11 protein-coding genes and 1 tRNA gene are annotated in these 18,742 nt (G+C 63.3%); 6 read left to right on the forward strand and 6 right to left on the reverse strand.

Annotated elements, in window-relative coordinates:
* Positions 1-77 precede the first annotated feature (77 nt).
* The 3 genes from QZ656_RS17740 to QZ656_RS17750 are packed head-to-tail and all read left to right on the forward strand — an operon-like array spanning position 78 to position 4,566.
* Complete coding sequence (locus tag QZ656_RS17740; RefSeq protein WP_291994637.1) at positions 78-1,055, forward strand: ABC transporter permease; 978 nt, start codon at positions 78-80, stop codon at positions 1,053-1,055.
* On the forward strand, positions 1,055-2,527 hold the full coding sequence (locus QZ656_RS17745) for an ABC transporter permease (RefSeq protein ID WP_291994638.1): 1,473 nt from the start codon (positions 1,055-1,057) through the stop codon (positions 2,525-2,527). The genes QZ656_RS17740 and QZ656_RS17745 overlap by 1 nt, the downstream gene beginning before the upstream one ends.
* Positions 2,524-4,566: an ABC transporter ATP-binding protein gene (locus tag QZ656_RS17750; protein ID WP_291994639.1), complete on the forward strand. Its 2,043-nt coding sequence runs from the start codon at positions 2,524-2,526 to the stop codon at positions 4,564-4,566. The genes QZ656_RS17745 and QZ656_RS17750 overlap by 4 nt, the downstream gene beginning before the upstream one ends.
* A 64-nt stretch (positions 4,567-4,630) precedes the next feature.
* Here the strand turns inward: QZ656_RS17750 and QZ656_RS17755 are convergent, their stop codons facing one another.
* The 4 genes from QZ656_RS17755 to QZ656_RS17770 form a co-directional block, all read right to left on the reverse strand.
* The gene (locus QZ656_RS17755; protein WP_291994640.1) at positions 4,631-6,376 is read right to left on the reverse strand and encodes a LysM peptidoglycan-binding domain-containing protein; all 1,746 of its coding nucleotides are present in this window, start codon (positions 6,374-6,376) and stop codon (positions 4,631-4,633) included.
* 276 nt (positions 6,377-6,652) lie between these two features.
* A tRNA-Asp gene (locus tag QZ656_RS17760) sits at positions 6,653-6,729 on the reverse strand.
* Between the two features lie 151 nt (positions 6,730-6,880).
* Entirely contained in the window at positions 6,881-8,320 is a 1,440-nt protein-coding gene (locus tag QZ656_RS17765) for an HDOD domain-containing protein (protein ID WP_291994641.1), read from the reverse strand.
* Between the two features lie 434 nt (positions 8,321-8,754).
* Complete coding sequence (locus tag QZ656_RS17770) at positions 8,755-9,822, reverse strand: IS630 family transposase (protein ID WP_291991544.1); 1,068 nt, start codon at positions 9,820-9,822, stop codon at positions 8,755-8,757.
* A 1,045-nt stretch (positions 9,823-10,867) separates the two neighbouring features.
* On the opposite strand from QZ656_RS17770, the gene QZ656_RS17775 reads away from it, so the two are divergent.
* Positions 10,868-13,699: a hypothetical protein gene (locus QZ656_RS17775; RefSeq protein WP_291994642.1), complete on the forward strand. Its 2,832-nt coding sequence runs from the start codon at positions 10,868-10,870 to the stop codon at positions 13,697-13,699.
* A 151-nt stretch (positions 13,700-13,850) separates the two neighbouring features.
* Entirely contained in the window at positions 13,851-15,479 is a 1,629-nt protein-coding gene (locus QZ656_RS17780; protein ID WP_291994643.1) for a helix-turn-helix domain-containing protein, read from the forward strand.
* Here the strand turns inward: QZ656_RS17780 and QZ656_RS17785 are convergent.
* Complete coding sequence (locus QZ656_RS17785; RefSeq protein WP_291991636.1) at positions 15,421-16,278, reverse strand: DUF4338 domain-containing protein; 858 nt, start codon at positions 16,276-16,278, stop codon at positions 15,421-15,423. The two genes, QZ656_RS17780 and QZ656_RS17785, sit on opposite strands and share 59 nt — an antisense overlap.
* Complete coding sequence (locus QZ656_RS17790) at positions 16,275-17,975, reverse strand: IS66 family transposase (RefSeq protein ID WP_291991655.1); 1,701 nt, start codon at positions 17,973-17,975, stop codon at positions 16,275-16,277. The genes QZ656_RS17785 and QZ656_RS17790 overlap by 4 nt, the downstream gene beginning before the upstream one ends.
* Positions 17,976-18,035: 60 nt before the next feature.
* Here QZ656_RS17790 and QZ656_RS17795 point away from each other — a divergent pair, with 60 nt between their 5' ends.
* Entirely contained in the window at positions 18,036-18,728 is a 693-nt protein-coding gene (locus QZ656_RS17795) for a putative transposase (RefSeq protein ID WP_366522192.1), read from the forward strand.
* Positions 18,729-18,742: the final 14 nt, after the last annotated feature.

Consider the following 18,742-nt stretch of genomic DNA (forward strand, 5'->3'; position numbering starts at 1 on the left):
CTACTGCGCCGGCTGCCGCCGCGCGCGGCCGATCGTGCCGCGGCGCTTCGCCTCGGCTTGCGGTATAGTCGCCGACCATGCTTGCCTACCTCGTTCGCCGCCTGCTCTACGCGCTGCCGATTTTGATCGGCGTTAACCTGATTACCTTCGCGCTGTTCTTCGTCGTCAACACGCCCGACGACATGGCGCGCATGCAGCTCGGCGTCAAGCGTGTGACGCCCGAAGCGATCGACAAGTGGAAAGCCGAGCGTGGTTACGACAAGCCCTTGTTCATCAACGACGCCGCCAGCGGCAGCGCGGTGCTCACCGACACCATCTTCTTCAGCAAGTCGGCACGGATGTTCGCCGGCGATTTCGGGCGTGCCGAGGACGGTCGCGACATCGCTCGCGAGATCACCTCGCGGATGGGGCCGTCGCTGGCGATCGCGCTGCCGACCTTCATCCTCGGGCTGCTGGTGACCGTTTCGTTCGCGCTGCTGCTGACCTTCTTCCGGGCCAGCTATCTCGACTTCTGGGGCGTCGTGCTGTGCGTCGCGATGATGTCGATTTCCGGCCTGTTCTACATCATCGGCGGCCAGTTCCTGATCAGCAAGATCTGGCGGCTGGTGCCGATTTCGGGCTATGGCGGCGGCCTCGACGCGTGGAAGTTCGTGATCCTGCCGGTGCTGATCGGCGTCATTTCCGGGGTTGGTTCGTCGACCCGCTGGTATCGGACGATTTTCCTCGAGGAAATCTCGCGCGACTACGTACGCACGGCTCGCGCCAAGGGCCTTTCCGAACTGGTGGTGCTCTTTCGCCACGTCCTGCGCAATGCGATGATCCCGATCCTGACCGGCGTGGTGGTGGTCATCCCGCTGCTGTTCATGGGTTCGCTGCTCACCGAGTCGTTCTTCGGAATTCCCGGGCTGGGCAGTTACACCATCGACGCCATCAACGCGCAGGATTTTGCCGTCGTGCGGGCGATGGTCTTCATCGGTTCGCTGCTGTACATCGTCGGCCTGATCCTCACTGACGTCTCCTACACCTTCGTCGACCCGCGGATCCGTTTCAACTGATGACCTTCCTTCCCGTCATTCTCTGGTCCGACGTGCTGATCTGGCTGCTCTTCGTCGCGGCCATCGTTTTCGGCGCGCTGTCGCTGCGCAATCCCCTGTGGCGGACGGCCTGGCAGCGCGTTGGCCGCAGTCGTGCGGGGATGGCGTCGGCGACGGTCTTGCTGGTCTTCGTCGGCGTCGGTCTGCTCGATTCGCTGCACTATCGGCCGCGTCTGGAAAACGCCGCCGGGCCGCAGACGGCCACGGCCGCGCCGCCGCCGACGGCCACGGCCGCGCCGCCGCCGACGGCCTACGCCGTCGAAGTGCTGTCGCTGCTCGACGTGCTGCTGACGCCGCTACGCACGCGCAACGAGAAGACCTATTCGGAGCCGCTGGCGACACGCGCCTACGCCAAGGAATCGATCGAGTCGCGCGACGCCGCCGGCGAGCTGCAGCAGAGCCGCGATTACCCGCGCCTGCGCCATGGCGGCGCGCATCTCGGCGCCGACGAGGCGCGCCGCGATGGCGACGTCGGCGATCGCCTGCTGCGCGCCGTCAGCCTGGCCTTTCTGGCCTGGTGGGCGGTCGCCGCGGCGACGGCGGCCGGCGTGGCGCGCGCCGAGGCGTGCTCGGCGCCGGCAGCGTGGCGGCGAATCTGGAGCAACGAGAGCGATTTCGCCTGGAACGCGGTGCTCGCCGCGGTCGCCTGCCTGCTGCTGGTGGCGCTGCCGCTGGCGATGCTCGCCGGGCAGTACCACGTTTTCGGCACCGACAAGGTCGGTCAGGACGTCTTCTATCAGGTTCTCAAGAGCGTTCGCACGGCGCTGGTCATCGGTCTGGTGACGACGCTGGTGACCTTGCCGCTGGCGATCCTGCTCGGCATTCTGGCGGGCTACTTCCGCGGCTGGGTCGACGACCTGATCCAGTACCTGTACACGACGCTCAGTTCGATCCCCGGCGTCTTGCTGATTGCCGCCGCGGTGCTGATGATGCAGGTGCTGATCGACAACCACCCGCAGTGGTTTGCTACCGCCGCCGAGCGCGCCGACCTGCGCCTGCTGGCGCTGTGCTTCATCCTCGGAGTGACCAGCTGGACCGGGCTGTGCCGCTTGCTGCGCGGCGAGACGCTGAAGCTGCGCGAACTCGAGTACATCCAGGCCGCGCAGGCCTTTGGCGTCACCGATCTGCGGATCATCGGCCGCCACATCGTCCCCAATCTGATGCACATCGTGATCATCGCCCTGGTCATGGATTTCTCGAGCCTGGTGCTCGCCGAGGCGGTGCTCTCGTACGTCGGCATCGGCGTCGATCCGACGATGATCAGCTTTGGCACGATGATCAACAACGCGCGCATGGAACTGGCGCGCGAACCGGCGGTGTGGTGGTCGCTGAGTGCCGCCTTCGTTTTCATGTTCACGCTGGTGCTCGCCGCCAACCTGCTCGCCGACGCCGTTCGCGACGCTTTCGATCCGCGCATGGCCGGGTCGGCATGAGCGGCGCGGCCGGGGTGAGCGCCGAGTTGAGCGCCCAGTTGAGTGAAGACATCCTGCTCGAGGTGCGCGATCTGCGCATCTCTTTCGCCAGTGGCCGGTCGCTGCTGGCGGCGGTCGACGGCGTCGATTTTCGGGTCGCCGCCGGCGAGACGCTGGCGCTCCTCGGCGAGTCGGGTTGCGGCAAGTCGGCGACGGCGCTCGGCTTGCTGCGCCTGCTGCCGGCTGCCGGACGGATGCCCGGCGGCGAGGTGCTTTTTGACGGCCGTGATCTGCTCGCGCTGCCGGAAGCCGAGATGCGCGGCGTTCGCGGTGGCGGCATGGCGATGATCTTCCAGGAGCCGGCGACCAGCCTCAACCCGGTGCTCACCGTCGGTCACCAGATCGGCGAGGTACTCGAGCGCCACCTCGGCCTGGCCGGACAGGCGGCGCGCGTGCGCGCGCTGGAGCTGCTCGCTGCGGTCGGCATCGCCGACGCCGAACGCCGCCTCGGCGAGTATCCGTTCCAGCTTTCCGGCGGCATGAAGCAGCGGGTGATGATCGCCGTCGCGCTGGCCGGCAATCCGCGCCTGTTGATCGCCGACGAGCCGACGACGGCGCTCGACGTCACCATCCAGGCGCAGATTCTCGAACTGCTGCGGCGCTTGCAGCGCGAACGCGCGATGGGCATGCTGCTGATTACGCACGATCTCGGCGTCGTCGCGCAGATGGCGACGCGCGTCGCCGTGATGTACGCCGGTCAAATCGTCGAAGAAGCGCCGCGCGAGGTCTTCTTTTCGGCCGCGCGCCACCCCTATACGCAGAAACTGTTCGCCGCCTTGCCCGACCTGGCACGCCGCGGCGGCCGCTTGGAGACCATCCCCGGGCAGGTGCCGCCACTCGCCGAAATGCCGAGCGGCTGCCGTTTCGCCAGCCGCTGCGAGCACGCCTGGGAACTCTGTCGTCAGCAGGAACCGCAGGGGCGGCAGGTCGCCCTTGGCCATCGCCTGCGTTGTCATCTCGATCGCCTGCCCGACGCGCCAGGCGGCCGCCTGGCGGCGCCGGCTGCCGCTGGTGAGGCCGCGCTGGCGCCGGGTGCGCCGCTGCTCGAGGTGCAGGATCTGCGCGTCCACTTCCCGATCCGTCGCGGCATCCTGCAGCGCACCGTCGGGCACGTGCGGGCGGTCGATGGCGTCTCGCTCGAACTGGCGCGTGGGCGGACGCTGGCGCTGGTCGGCGAGTCGGGCTGCGGCAAGACGACGGTCGGCAAGGCGATCCTGCAGTTGATCGCCGCCAGCGGCGGCAGCGTGCGCCTGCTCGGGCAGGAACTCGGCGGCGTCTCGGGCAAGGCCCGGCGACCGCTGCGCCGCCGCATGCAGATGATTTTTCAGGATCCCTTTGCGTCTCTCAACCCGCGCATGGCGGTCGGCGAGATTATCGGCGAGGGGATGAGCGCGCTGCGCATCGATATGCACCGGCAGGGCCGGGCGGCGGCGATCGCCGCCGTGCTGCGGCAGGTCGGTCTGGAGGACGCGGCCGCCGGGCGCTATCCGCACGAGTTCTCGGGTGGCCAGCGGCAGCGCATCGCCATCGCCCGCGCGCTGGCGGTGCAGCCCGACCTGGTGATCTGCGACGAGCCGACATCGGCGCTCGACGTCTCGGTGCAGGCGCAAATCCTCAATCTGCTCGGCACGCTGCAGGCCGAGCTCGGACTGGCCTACCTGTTCATCACCCACAACTTCGCAGTGGTCGACCACCTGGCGCACGAGGTGGCGGTGATGTATCTGGGCCGCATTGTCGAGCGTGGGTCGGTCGATGACGTCCTGCGTTCGCCACAGCACCCGTACACGCGTGCGTTGCTGTCAGCGGTTCCCAGTGCTCGTCTCGACGAACAGCCCGAGTTCATCCGTTTGCCGGGTGAGACGCCGTCACCGGCGAATCCGCCAGCGGGTTGCCACTTTCATCCGCGCTGCCGGCACGCCAGCGCCGCGTGTCGCGAGCGTTACCCCGAAACGACGACGCTGTCGAGCACGCACACGGTGCGTTGCCATCTCCACTCGTAGCACTCGTAGCGCTCGTAGCATTTGTCGTGGGTTTGCTGCTCGCCGGGCAGAGCCGGCGCGCGGCTCAGGCGAGCCGCGTGGAGAGTTGCCTGACGAGACTTTGCCGGCCGCTTTGCGAGTTGACCAGCAGCTTGGTGCCGGAGGTCACCTGATCCGAGCGCAGTTTGTTGAGCTGCTTGAGTTCGCTGACCGTCATGTCATAGCGCTGGGCGATGCCGAACAGCGTTTCGCCGCGGCGAACGGTATGCGTGCGGCGGGCGGGTTCGGCCTGGCGTTTGCTCGGCGTTGGTTCCGACTTGCTGGCGATCTCCGTCTTGACCCGCGGCGGCTGCTTGGCCGCTGGCGCCGCCGCTTCGCTGCTCGCCACGGTCAGCGTGCTGCCGGCGTTCACTTGATTTGAGCGTAGCTTGTTGAGCTGCTTCAATTCCGCCAGGCTCATGCCGTAGCGCTCGGCTACTACGGCCAGCGTCTCGCCCTTGCGGACCGTGTGTTTGTGGCTACGGGTGAGCGTCGCCGGTGTCGGCGCGGCCGCCTCAACGGCCGGCGCGCGCGCTGCCGGTTCGACGATCGGTGCTGGCGCAGGCGTAGGCGCTGGCGCCCTCAGGCCGGCGGGTTCGGGTTCGCTCGCTTCGCCGGCGACCAGCAGCGTCGCTCCCGAAGCGAGCCTGGTGCGGCCCTGAATACCGTTGGCCGCCTTGAGGCCGGCCACCGTCATCCCGAACCGCGGTGCGACATTCTCGAGTTTCTCGCCCGGCTGCAGCGTGTAGGCCTGCCAGGACGACAGGGGCTTATCGCCTTCCTCGTGCGCTTCGAGGTTGTGGTTGAAGGTTTCGACCTTGTCGGCCGGGATCACCATCGGTGTTTCGGATCGGATCACCGGGCGATTGTGCGAGGGGTTCAGCGCGACGAACTCCTGGACCGGCATTTCGGCAAGTTGCGCGGCCAGTTTGACGTCGATATTGCCGGGGTAGGTGACCGTCGCGAAGTAGGGGCGCATCGGGACGCCGAGCTTGTTGAGGTCGGCGAGGATGTTGGGGTTGCTGAAGATATTCTTCAAGGCCTGCAGTTTGGGAACGTAATTTCGCGTTTCCTCGGGCATCTTCAGGCTCAGGTAGTCGGTCGGCAGACCTTGCGCTTCGTTTTTCTTGATCGCCCGACCGACGGCACCTTCGCCCCAGTTGTACGAGGCGAGCGCCAGGTGCCAGTCGCCGTGCAACTCGTAGATGTATTGCAGGTAGTCGAGGGCGGCGCCGGTCGAGGCGATGATGTCGCGCCGTTCGTCCACCCACCAGTTCTGTTCCAGCTTGTACTGCTTGCCGGTTGCCGGCACGAACTGCCACAGACCGGAAGCATGACTGCGCGAGTAGGCGGTCGGGTTGTAGGCGCTTTCCACCATCGGCAGCAGCGCGATTTCCATCGGCATGCCGCGCTTCTCGAGTTCGATAATGATGAAATGCAGGTAGCGGCTGCTCCGCTCGACCATCCGGCGCAGGTAGTCCGGGTGGTTCAGATACCACTGCTGATGATGAAGAACCAGCTCGTTGTTGATGTTCGGCATCGAGAAGCCGCGCCGCAGGTGCTGGAAGATCTCGGCAGACTCGTAGGTCAGGTCGATCGTTTCGGGCATCGGCGCTGGCGCCTTGACTTCGATCACCGGCAAGGGCCCGTCGCTGCCCACCGGGACGGCCGCGGCGACTGGCTTGCTGGGCGCAGGAAGGCCTGCTTGCGGGTCTTGTTTGACTGCTTCTTCCGACCAGGCCGTAGCGCAGGCAAGAGAGAAAACAATGGTGTACACGATTCTTGGCGTCATTCGCAGGTCCTGTCTCGTTCTCGAGCGCTGCCAGCTGGTCCCGACCAGGTCGGGTGGCGTGGTCTTGTTTTCTGCTTCAAGCCCATGATTATAGAACAGGCTCCGGCTCGCCGTACTCTTCATCTGCGGCGCACAAGGCCGCTCTGGCGGTGCTCGGTGCCTGGCCGCCGGGGCAGCGAAGGGGGCGTCCTGGGCAGACTCTGCGCACTCGGCGAGGGCCGCGACGCGATCCGAAAAAGAAAAAAGCCCAGGCAGCTGGGCTTTTTCTTTGTGTGCTGGCGGAGTGGACGGGACTCGAACCCGCGACCCCCGGCGTGACAGGCCGGTATTCTAACCAACTGAACTACCACTCCTTGATCCAAGTGCGCGTAGTGTAACGTGCGCTTTTGGGTGCTTCGTCGCTGGTGGCAGGTAGGCTGTGGCCACCAAGGAAGCTGCGCATTATAGCGGATTTCGCCGAGCAAGCAAGTGGAAAAACGCGCCTCGCCGTGGCTTGCCAAGCGCTCAGCGAATAGCGCCCAGCAGCGCCGCGATGTTTGCCTGCTCGTCGTGCAGATGTTGCAGGCACTCGTCCCAATGCCTGGCGCTCAAGGCCAGGCTGCCGAGCAGGGCGAGCCGCTCGGCGTCACGTTCCGCCGATCCTTCGGCGCCGCTCAGCGACGCGTAGGCGGCCTGATCGGCGAGTCCGATCAGTGCGCAGAAATCGCGTTCGTCGCCGGCGGCGTCGGGGTCGTGATGGTGGGCGATCGCGGCGACGTACTTCGCCGGCAGGTCCCAGCGCTCGGCGACCATCTCGCCGACTTCGGGATGGGTGAACTCGAACAGCGTTCGTTCGGCTTCAAGGCTGCTCATCGCCGCGCTGCCACGCAGCAGCTCAAGAACCTGGTGGTAGCCGGGTTCGGCCTGGACGGCGAAGATCAGCTTGCCGATATCGTGCAGGATGCCGGCCATGAACGCTTCGTCGGCCGAGCAATGCAGCTGCCGGGAAAGAAAGCGCGCCGCCGTCGCCGTGGTGATCGAGTGTTTCCAGAAATCCAGCAGGTTCAGGCGCTCGGTACGGAAGGCGTCGAAGGCGCCGACCGAGATGATCATCCCCTGCACGTTGGTGAAGCCGAGCACGCGAACGGCTTCGGCGATGGTGCCGACGCGTCGCGAGTAGCCGAAGAAAGCCGAGTTGGCGACGCGCAGAATCTTGGCCGAGATCGCCAGGTCGTTGACGATTACCCGCTCGATCGCCCTGGCGTCGCTGTTCGGGTTCTGCAGTACCTTCAGCGCGTGCACGACAATGGTCGGCAGTGTCGGCACTTCGTAGAGATCGAGCGGCTTGAAGCGAGCCATTGGCTCGGCCGTCAGCTTGCTGCCGCTGGACGTGTCGCCGATCCCGCAGAGGTCGGGCGGCAGCCCGGGATGCATCAGCTGGAAGACGTGCATCGGCTGCGGCAGGTCGCGCAGGCGAAGCATGCCGGTGTCGCGCAGGCTGGTGCCGGCGGGCAAGGATTCGCGCACCAGCACCTCGGTCGGCGAGGTCAGCAGCGTCTGGCCGCCAAGCGTCACTGCCAGCAGGCGCGCGCAGCGATTGACCGTCGTACCGAAGTAGTCACCGGCGCTCAGGTAGGCCGGGCCGGTGTGCAGCGCCGCGCGCACGCGCAGTCTGGCGCGTGCCGGCCAGCGCTCGGCGGCGAGGCTGGCCTGGATCTGGCAGGCCGCCCGGAGCGCGTCGGCGGCGTCGTCAAAAGTGACGCAGAAAGCGTCGCCGACGGTCTTGAAGACGTAGCCATGGTGGCGCTCGATCGCCGACGAGAGCAGCACGTTGTGCCGCTGCAGCGCGACGCGCATCGCTGCCGACTCGGTTTCCCACAGATTCGTCGACCCTTCGATATCGGTAAACAGGAAGGTGACCGTGATCAGCGACGCGTCGCCCAGGGTAAGTTCTGCCGCTACCATGCACCGCCTCGCTTGCTGGTCACCGGGAATCATCAGCCGTCGCCGCCGGGTCGACGGGCGAGCGCTGATCGATGGTTGATGGGTTGATGGATCGGGGGTCAGGGATCAGGAAGTTGACCCCGCGCGTGAGAGTATCCGGGCTTCCGGCGCTTGCCGTCAATCGCCCGCACCAATTGGCTCCCGCTGTCGTTCTCTGGCGGAAGACCCGGCCTTGCGCGCCCTGGTCGCCATCGCGATGGCAAGCTTTCCGTAAAAGAATACCCTCACGAAGGCAGGACAGGCCCTGGCGCTGGCTGCCATTGGGTGAAACTCGAAGGACGAGAGGCTCGGGCGATGGCGGAATGAGGCCGCCCTTCATGAGCATTTTCGAGCAGCGCCGAGCGTTGCCTGCGACAGAAAGGCCTTCGAAGCCGGCGAGCGAGTCGCGCTAGTGTTTAATTGCATAAATTAACGATAGTATTCCGCAGCTGCGCGCCCTTGACCTCTCGCTTTCGCCAGGCGAATGGGGCGGCGTTCTGGTTGTAAGCCGCGGTGAAGCTGTGAATGGCGGCAACGAGTTGATCCAGGCTCGAGAAGCTGGCGTTTCTCAGGGTCTTGCGCTGGAAGATGCCGAACCAAATCTCCACTTGGTTTAGCCAACTGGCGCTGGTGGGCGTGAAGTGAAAGGTGACGTTGGGGTGAGCGGCGAGCCACTCGTCGTTTTTCTTGTGCGTGTTGAGGTTGTCCAAGATGACGTGGATCTCACGGTCGACGGGTTCATCAGCGATGGTCTCCTCCATGAAGGCCTGGAAATCAGCGCGCTTCTTGGTTAGGGTAGTCTTGCCTCGAATGACGCCGGTGGCCACTTCGAGGGCGGCGAACAGGTTGACCGTGCCATGGCGTTTGTAGGTGCTTTTCAGTCCCTGAACCACCTTTCCGCTACTGGTTTGGACATAGCCGCGCCGACGCTCCAGAGCCTGGATCGAGGGTTTCTCGTCGACGCTCAGGACCAGCGCGTTTTCAGGTGGGTTAAGGTACAACCCGATGACATCCGCTGCTTTGGCGGCGAACTCTGGGTCCGTGCTCACGCACCAGGAGCGATGCCGCTGCAGCTGGATGCCCTCCCGACGCAACACGCGCCACACGGCATCGTCCGATACTTCCAGCGCCTTCGCCAGCGAACCACCATCCCAACTTGCCATACCTTCCGGCGGTGTCCGTTCGAGTTGCGCCAGAATGCGGTCACGCAGATCCTGCCCGTACTTCGCCGGCTTGCCCGGCCGCGCAGCATCACGCAAGCCCGACAAACCATGCTCGGCAAAGCGCCGACGCCACAGCCCCACCGTGTTCGCACGTACGCCAACTGCGCGGGCAACCTCGTCGTTTCGCAGACCCTCCAAACAACCCAGCACGATTCTCGCTCGCTCGGCCAAGCGAACCTCGCCACTGCGACTCCGTGACATACGCTCCAATTCCTCCTTCACCTCCGCTGTGCAAGACAGCGCCACCGCCACACGTCCCACCACATCTCCTCCACCACGAAGCAATGGAGAAGCATGATAGTTACTACCGGTTAATAATGCAATTAGACACTAGTGGGTCGGTCGGCTGCTCACCCGGAAGAGTATTTCGAGACTGTCGTGGGCGATGGCGACGATGGCGTGCTTGTCTCCTCGTCGCCAGCGAAGCGCCGCGGACCTGGACTTGAAGGTACACCCGCTACGACTGGCGGCGTACGCGACCTGGCATGGCAGGCGTCGGACCCAGGGGTGGGCTTTTCGTATCCGTCCAGTCTTGCGCTTCCCTTGTTGCCGGGATAAATACGCGCCCAGGAGGCCAGTCGATCAAGCGCGCCGAAGGCGCTCAGGCTATTGCCGATTGCGATCAGCAGCGAGGCCGCGTCAATGGCGGCGTTGGCGGTTGGCGGCGTTGGCCTACGAACTTGGTCTGGCGGCGGCTGTCGGCCACAACCTGCCGGTCGAGGTGGTCATCCAATTTGGATAGCCAAGGCGTTCCGTGACGCGGATGAATGTCCGGAATTCGGCAAGCAACTTGATGCCTGCACTGTCTCGGCACGGCCAGGAAGAGACGTAGAGGCGGCGAAGAATCGTCAGGCGCGAACGTCGGCTAACTGATCCGGAACCCGCCGCCCGGCTCTGTTCGCTTTCGGTCCAGTTCTCGGCCATTCCTACCGTGCGGGCATCCACAGTTGGAGGTCAACAGTTCGCCGTCTACCTGCCGTCGATTCAGGAATCGGCAGTGAAGCTACTAACTCCAATCGTCCCCTCTTGCATGGTCACTGGCGCCGGAGAGTTCGAGGTCGATGACGCGTTTTGAGAATCTCGCAACAGATAGAGATCGAGCCGACACCCATCGGCCGCGTCGGTAAATACCGTGCAACCGATTTCTGGCATCATGTCAGCAGAGTAATAACAGCAATGAATAACTCTTCGACGCCGTGGCGCGACTGCCTGCTTGAATTCATCAAGAGCTGACCATGAGGCTATCAGCGGTTGGCGCCTCGCGTCGCCCTAGTGCATCAAAATCACGCAAGGAGTGAGTAACAAGATGGGCGCTTCAAACAGAACCACAGAGGGCGTTCGAGCTGGCCAGGCGGTGACCAACAATTTCCCGAGCCCACGAGAGCTGATGCGCTCAAGGCATCCCGACCTATTCTCGGACAGTGTCGTTGAGGAGCGTCCTATCCTTGCGCGACCTGTCTTTGAATATCACCTAGAAACCTTGACCGCTCGAAAGGAGGAGTATCAGTTCGAGCATTTCTGCCGGCTGATCGCCGAGAAAGAGATTTGCCCCAACTTGCGAGTGCAAACGGGGCCTACGGGCGGGGGCGATAGCAAGGTCGATTCGGAAACGTACCCTGTCGCAAAGGAGATTTCCAACCGCTGGTGGCTCGGTGAGCCTTCGGGCGGTTCTGAACGCTGGGCATTCGCCTTCAGCGCAAAAAAGGCCTGGAAACCAAAACTCGAAGCTGACGTCGACAATATTCTTTCAACCCAGCGCGACTACAAGCGAATCTATTTCTTTTCGAACCAATTTGTCAGCGATAAATTGCGGGCCAGTGCCGAGGATGCGCTGGCCAAGAAGGCCGGTATCCCCGTCCACATTGTCGACAGAAGCTGGCTTGTCGAGCGCGTCTACGGCCATGGGCACCTGCAGATCGCCATCTCAGCCCTCCAAATCGACGACGCTTCCGCTGAGCGGAAGGCTCGACTCGGACCGAACGATACGGAACGCCTGGCGGACCTAGCAGAGCTGGATGCGCAGATATCTGACTCCTCGCGCTACGCGGGTGCGCAGTACCAACTAATCGAAGATTGTCTTCGCGCCGCGAGGCTCGCGCGTTCGCTCGACAAGCCCCGTCACGAGGTCGAGAGCCGATTTGTTATGGCTGACCGGCTGGCGCAGGAACTCGCTATCCCACAGCAGCAGTTGCGCGTTGCCTATCATCGTGCGTGGACGGCTCATTGGTGGTTCGAAGACTACGCTGAATTCCTCCTGTTCTACGAAGAAGTCGAGCACTTTGCCTTGCAGTCGCAAGAGGCTCACGATCAGGAACGCCTGGTGAACCTGAACCACCTGCTGGTGAGCATCGACGAGCGGGGAGTCCTGCCCAAGGACAAAACAAGGGTCGATGACAGGCGGGTTGCGCTGGTCAAACACTTGGAGTCTCTTGAAGCGAATACCGCACGTCCGAACAACGCGCTGTACGCGCGCATGCTCAGGATTGTTGCGCGTCTAACCGACCTCATTCGAGCCCGCGATTTAAGCGCCGTCGGTGGGATTTGGAACGACCTCAAGGCGATTACACAGGAGTCGACGCAACTCGGGCAGTTTCCATTCGAATCATTGTCATCAATGGTTCATGAAATGAGCAAGATGTTTGATAGCCCCGGGTTTGACAGCCTTTATGAAGTGGTCGTTAATGTTGAGCGCCAGCGAATCAGCGATGGCGTAGCCGGGGAGTCGTTTAGAGCCCGTGGTCTTCAAAAGCTAAAAAATGGCAAACCCTACGAAGCCATCCGTTGGATTGGTCGCGCGGAAGAACTGTTCGTCAAGGAGGAGTATCAGCGCGAGTTGATCCTGACCCTTGCAGCGGGGAGCTATGCATACCAAGAGGCTGGCTTGCTCTGGGCGGCGCGCAACAAACTCCTAGTCGCGATCGAGCGAGCCTTCCGCATGCTGAGTACGGAGGGCGAATTGCCGCTGATCTCTTACCGTTTGCTGCGGCGCCTGACTTGGATCGAACTGCAACTGGGCCGAATTCCACAGATTCTTCAGTCGCTCGTCTGGACCCGGTATTGCACCAGCTTGGTGAAACTCGAAGAGGACGACGAAGCCGGCGATAGAAACCACGAGGAGACGATGTTAATGCACGCCGTGTCCGGCATGTATTTCTTGAATGTTCCTTTCAATCGTTTGTCAGTGCTGGAACAACTGCCAGACGCGCTGCAGAGGCTTGGGCTCGACATTCCTCGGACGGCTGTCCTGTACGCATTGGGACACGAAAAGCGCGTGAATGAAGAGGATTTTCCAGAGGAGCCCAAGACGTCAGCCGAACTCCGCGATTTCTTCGAGAAATGGCAAGACCAACCAGCACGCCAGGACATGGCAGCCCAGCCGGTATTGAACGAGGGCTTCAGAACATCGCTTCGTTCGATCATATTGGGCGCCGAGTTCGTCATTGATTGCCCGAATGAACCCGCATCGGTTGGCGTCGCGGAGTCGCTATTGGGGGCCATGGAAGCATTCCTATCGACCAGCGATGAGGAGGACCTCTTACCCCATGCTGAACGGACGGTAATTCGTCTGCGTAAGGTCAAGGAACAAGCCACCGGGCCGACCTTTAGCTGGATTGAAGGTGCCCCAGGTGTGCACGCCGAGATACTGACTGGCGAAAACGTCACCTTTGATGATGCTGAGGCCCTGATGCAATTTACCGATTTTCTCGGCCAGACATCGGCGGAAGTTGCCGCCCGCTGCTTCATCATCCGCTCCCCCATGGAGTGGATGACTCGAGTCGCAGGGGACGAGCGCGGCCTCGCGCGTGCCACCATGCTTGGCAATGTCCTCGCGATCGGCAGAAACCTGTTTGGAGGCGACGCCAAGGTACGCCTGACTGACTGGATCGATGCCGACGACAAGTATTACGACTGCCTGCGGGATCAGTACTGGCGGCCCCCAACGCCGGCAGCGGCGGGTTCTTCGCCCCAAGGGCCTGCCAAGCGAGGTGAAGGGCCACCGCCGAAGGAGCTGTTTGATACATCTCAGCGAAAGCACTCCGAGCGACAGGTGCTGTCCCCCATCAATGTGCCGATCTGGGATCAGGCCGGTTGGGGCGGTACCTTCAGATTTCCTGATCCCGGCCGGGAATGTAGGTAGAATTCCGGAATTGCACGTGGCACTTTATTTTGACGGCCATGATTTTCTTATGGCATAAACCAAGCTTCGCTAGGAGTGCAAGGAGGAGCAGACGTTGAGGCAATCGTGGCTTCCAGGGTTTCCGGATGGTGCGCAGAAAGTGGGAGAAGGGTTGGCGATTCTGGAGAAGGATGGCCAAGCGATCTACTTTGTTGGGGGAGACAATTACTTCTCGCACCCCGTAGGAGACGACGCTGGCCGCAGGTTCGCTCTGACCAGCCTGATGGAGAACGGGCACGTCAAGGCGGTCGAACTGGAAAGGCCACCGCTGTGCATCCCGCACCGCACGCTGATGAACTGGGTGGGACAAAGCCGCAAAGCCGGGCCATCGTCTTTCTTTCGACCGGCGGCGGCGAGCCGGCCGCGGATCATGACGCCGGACAAGAGTGCCGAATGCGCGCGGCTGTTGAGCGAGGGAAAGCGTCCTGCCGAAGTGGCACGGCAGGTGGGCGTCCAGGAGTCGACGCTGCGCAAGGCGATCCGGCGCCAGGGCGTGCCGCAGTTGGCCGCCTTGCCGCAAGAGGCAGGGGAGTTGGAAGCGGCGAGCACCAAGAGTGAGCGCAGCCGGGCGGATGCGGAAGCCGCCGCGGGGATGGGCACCGCCTGCACGCGCGCCGACGAGCGGATCCAAACGGCGCTGGGATTGGCGACCGGTGCGACGACGCGCTTCGAAGCGAGCCACGATGTGGCGATGGGGGGGCTGTTGGCCGGCTTGCCGGCCTTGTGCGCGAACGGGCTACTGACCGGCCTGGATCGCCATCTCAAGCTGCCCCGGGGATTCTACAGCGCCTTGCACATCCTTCTCGTCCTCGGCTTCATGGCCCTGGGGCGAATCAAGCGGCCGGAACATCTGCGACAAACCTCGCCCGGAGAACTCGGCAAAGTCATCGGCCTGGACCGGGTACCGGAAGTCCGCACCCTGCGGGAAAAGGTCCATCTGCTGGCCAAGACGGGTGACCCGGCAGCCTGGATGCGGGATCTCGCGAAGCTCTGGATGGAAAGCGAGCCAGAAGAAGCGGGTTACCTGTATGTCGATGGTCATGTTCGGGTGTATCACGGCGAGCAGGCCAGGCTGTCGAAGCGCTACGTCTCGCGCGAACGCCTGTGCCTGCGGGGCACCACCGACTACTGGGTTAACGATGCCCTGGGTCGCCCGTTCTTTGTGGTTTCGCAGCCGCTCAATGACGGACTCGCCGAGACCCTGCTCAAGGACATCGTCCCCCAACTGCTGGAGATTGTCCCGGGACAGCCGACGCCGGCCGAACTGGACGCCGACCCGACCCTGCACCGGTTTGTCATGGTCTTCGATCGGGAAGGGGCCACCCAGAGTCTCCTCGGCAGACTCTGGAAACAGCGCATCGGCGCACTGACCTACCGCAAGAACGTCAAGGACCTCTGGTCCGAAGAGGTGTTTCAGGAACAGGAAGTCCATCTGCCGGCAGGCGGCAGCACCGGGATGAAACTCGCCATGCGCGAAACCCGACTCGGCACAGGCGATGGCAGCCTGGCCGTGAGCGAAGTTCGTCGGCTGACCCAGACGGGACATCAAACAGCCGTGATCACGACCGCCCGGCAACTCGGAAACACCACCATCGCTGGGCGGATGTTCGCCCGTTGGTGCCAGGAAAACTACGTAAGTATTCGGCCAACCCGTAGCGCGCCAGCGCCATTGCCGAGGCGGGTTAGCGGCAGAGGACTGATCGGAAGGCTCTGTGAAGGGGGTAGAGCCAGATGTCCTTGATCGGGAGGATGGACTTGCTGGTGGGGCATTTCTTGCCTCGCCCGGCGGTTTGACCGACCTTGATCCAGTTGGCGGCCTGGTAGCAGGTGCCGCGATGGCGGGGCGTCTCGACGAAGGTTTCGAGCAGTACGGGGCGGTAGCCGTAGCGCGCCAGCCAGTCCTTGGGCAGTTGCCGCTGCATAAGCGAGAGGATCTTGGAGGCCAGGCCCTTGCACTGGATCCAGGGCAGGATCAGAAAGCGGGCATTGTTCACCACCAGTTGCAGGTTCCTTTGTCGCTGCTCATCGTGCCAACCGATGAATTGCTCGCGCGCGGCGAGTTTCCAGGCGCTGGCGCCGAAGCTGAGCAAGGCGACCAGGGTCTCGCCGGCGAAGACGAAGTAGCGGCTCTGACTGCCCGCCATGGGCGTGTGGCCGAGATAGTGGTAGCGGGCGATGTACTCGTTCCACAGACGCGAGTTCGCCGAACCGACGACCTGATGCAGACGCAGCGGCGGCAGTTCATGCACCGGCTGAGTGAGCAACGGTTGTGGATCGGTGGCGTGAGTAGGCAGATACTCGGGTTGGCGAGGAGCGGCCCGTCGTGCCGCCGGCAGGGTGAGCAGGCCGTCGGCCTGCATACGCAGCATGGCCACCCGGCAGGTCATATCCTTCAGCTCGCCATTGGGCTTACGCCAGTCGAAGAGCTCACACACCTGGCGCGACAGTTGCGCGCGGCTGCTGCCAGGATGGGCTTCGATCAGGCGGCAGAGGGCCTGCAGTTCGTCGTCGGTAAAGTGACGCCCGCAATAAGGCTTCACGAGCTATCGATGGGACGGCTCTGATCGACCGGGATGCCACGCATCTGAGCCAGTCGATCGGTCGCCATCGCCCAGGGCAGAAAGGCACTCAAGTCCGTCGGCGGCAGGTTGCCGTTGGCGGCGCAGGCCTCCAGATACGCCGTCAGCCAGGTGCGCGGGTTGATTCCCCACAAGCGCAGCGTCAGCAGCAAGCTGAACATCGTCGCGGCGAGTGCGCCGGACCAGAGACTGCCCGACCCATAGAAGTTCTTGCGTGCGACCACCGGCGTGCGCTGTGCGCGCTCGGCGGCATTATTGTCCATCGCCACCTCGGGGCGGTCGACAAAGACGGTCAGGCCGGACCAATGTTTGCGCATGCTTCGCAGCACCTTGCTCGCCGGCATTTTGAGCGCCGGGTTCGCCAGTTCGCTTTCCCGTTGACTGGCCATTTGCGTGATCGCCTGCCGCAAGGCGCGGTCGCGTTCGGCCCACTGTACTGGGTCGCTACGGACTTCCAGGCGCCGTCCATTCAAGTGGTAGAGCTGAGCGATCTGCTCGACCCAGGCCAGTGCCCAGTCCGCGAGCTCCGGATGGGCGTTGGCCAGTTCCAGGAAATCACGCCGCTGATGTGCCCAGCAGAAAGCCAGAATGAAGTGGTCAAGGACTCGCGCGAGCTTCTTGTAGGCCGAATAGCGATCACAGATGATGACTCCTCCGGCGCTACCGGAGAGCTCCCGGATCGGCACCGCCGCCGAGCGGCTCGGGTCGAGCACGAAGTGGATGACCGATGGGCCGTGGAACACCCAGAAATACCAGCGATGTCCGACCTTCCCTTCGGTCTCGGCAAAGACCCGCCAGCGGGTCTCGTCTGCGTGCCACTGTTTCTCGCTGCGTAGTTGGCCAAGCAGTGCTTCTTCAAGCGGCTCGAACAGCGGTGCCAAGGCACGCAGTCCGCCGGCCACCGTTCCTGCCGAGAGCGTCAGTCCGTGGTCGGACAAGTCTCGCAGAAGCCGATGCGTCGGCTGGCCGTACAAGAACTTCGACAGCAGCAGGTGCACCCAGATCGACACGCCGTACTTTCCACGCGGGATCAATCGTGCCGGCGGTGGCGCGGTCAGAATACCCCGCGCGCCCGAACACTGACAGGTCCGCCGGTAGCGCCGCCGGCAGATCTTCCGGCGGTAGGCCTTGACCTCGATCTCGAGGACTTCACTGTCTTCCGTGCCGGGAAAGTCGACGTAGCCCAGACCACAGTCCGGGCAATGCGGGCAGTCGATGTCGATGACCTCGATCTGCGTCGGCAAGTGACTTTCCGGGTTCCGCCCGTGACCCGCTGCTCCCGGTTGCTGACCTCGAGCTCGCGACGATTTTTGGTCCGCCGCCGGGTTCTTCTCGGCTCCCGAAGAGCGTTCTGACTTGCGACCAAACAGGCGTTTTTGCAGATCGCGGATCTTGCCCTTGGCCTGCTCCAGTTCGCTGCGCAAGGCCGCCTCGCGCGCCGCCGCTTGCGCCATTTCCACCCGATGAGCTGCCTCCGATTGCGCCAACCGAACCAGCGCTTGTCGATGTTGGCTCCGCCAGAAGCTGGCCTCCCAACGGAGCTTGATTTCCTGCTCCTTGGTTAGCGTCACCAACACCTCGGCGAACGGCGCCACTTGGCGGTGACTTGCCGCCGATCCTCCGCCAATGATGTCCGCACCCGTGTCCATGCGCCGCATGGTGCCGGATTTCCGCTGCTGTGTCCAGTCCAGATTTCCGGTCTACCCGCCAATCGCTGACTGAACCACGCCGACCAAAAAAGCGGGGGCTACGGGTTCACCGAATACTTACAAAACTACTTCGCGTACATGATGGAACATTATGATATTGATGGGCTTATCGAGTACGGAGACGAATCTCTTCCCGGCACTCACCAGGTCGTTAACCCCCGCTGGCGGGAACTCGACAAGGCCGTCAGGCAAACCCGCCAGAGCGAAAGAAAACTGCAGGCCGCAATCGCCAGGACGGCCTTGAACGACGGCGGCGAAATCCAGAAAAACGCCGAGTCTGTCGAAGCACTGCAGGCCGTTCAGGAGGAGCTCAAGCGACTTTGCGCGGCGCGCAAGGCAAGCCCCCGAAAGGTGACGATCGACAGTCTGCCCGAGGCCGAGCGACCGACCCAACTGCCGCCGCTGAACAAGATGCTCTGCGATACCGTGAAAATAGTCGCCTACCGGGCCGAGACCGCCATGGTGGCGCTATTGCGCCGCCACTTGAAGAAGGAGGACGACGCACGTGCGCTCATTCGCGAATTGTTCGTTTCTTCCGCTGACATCGAACCGAACGCGCTAGCCAACACCCTGACCATCAAAATTCACCGGATAGCCAGCCCAGCTCATGATCGCGCTATCGCCGCGCTCCTCGAGGAACTCACCCTGCAAGATTTTCCGCATCCGGAAACCGGGGCAAGAATGACCTTCACTCTTGTCTGAAGTGCCAACCCGGT

This window comes from Candidatus Accumulibacter sp. ACC003 (assembly GCF_907163085.1).
GTDB lineage: Bacteria > Pseudomonadota > Gammaproteobacteria > Burkholderiales > Rhodocyclaceae > Accumulibacter.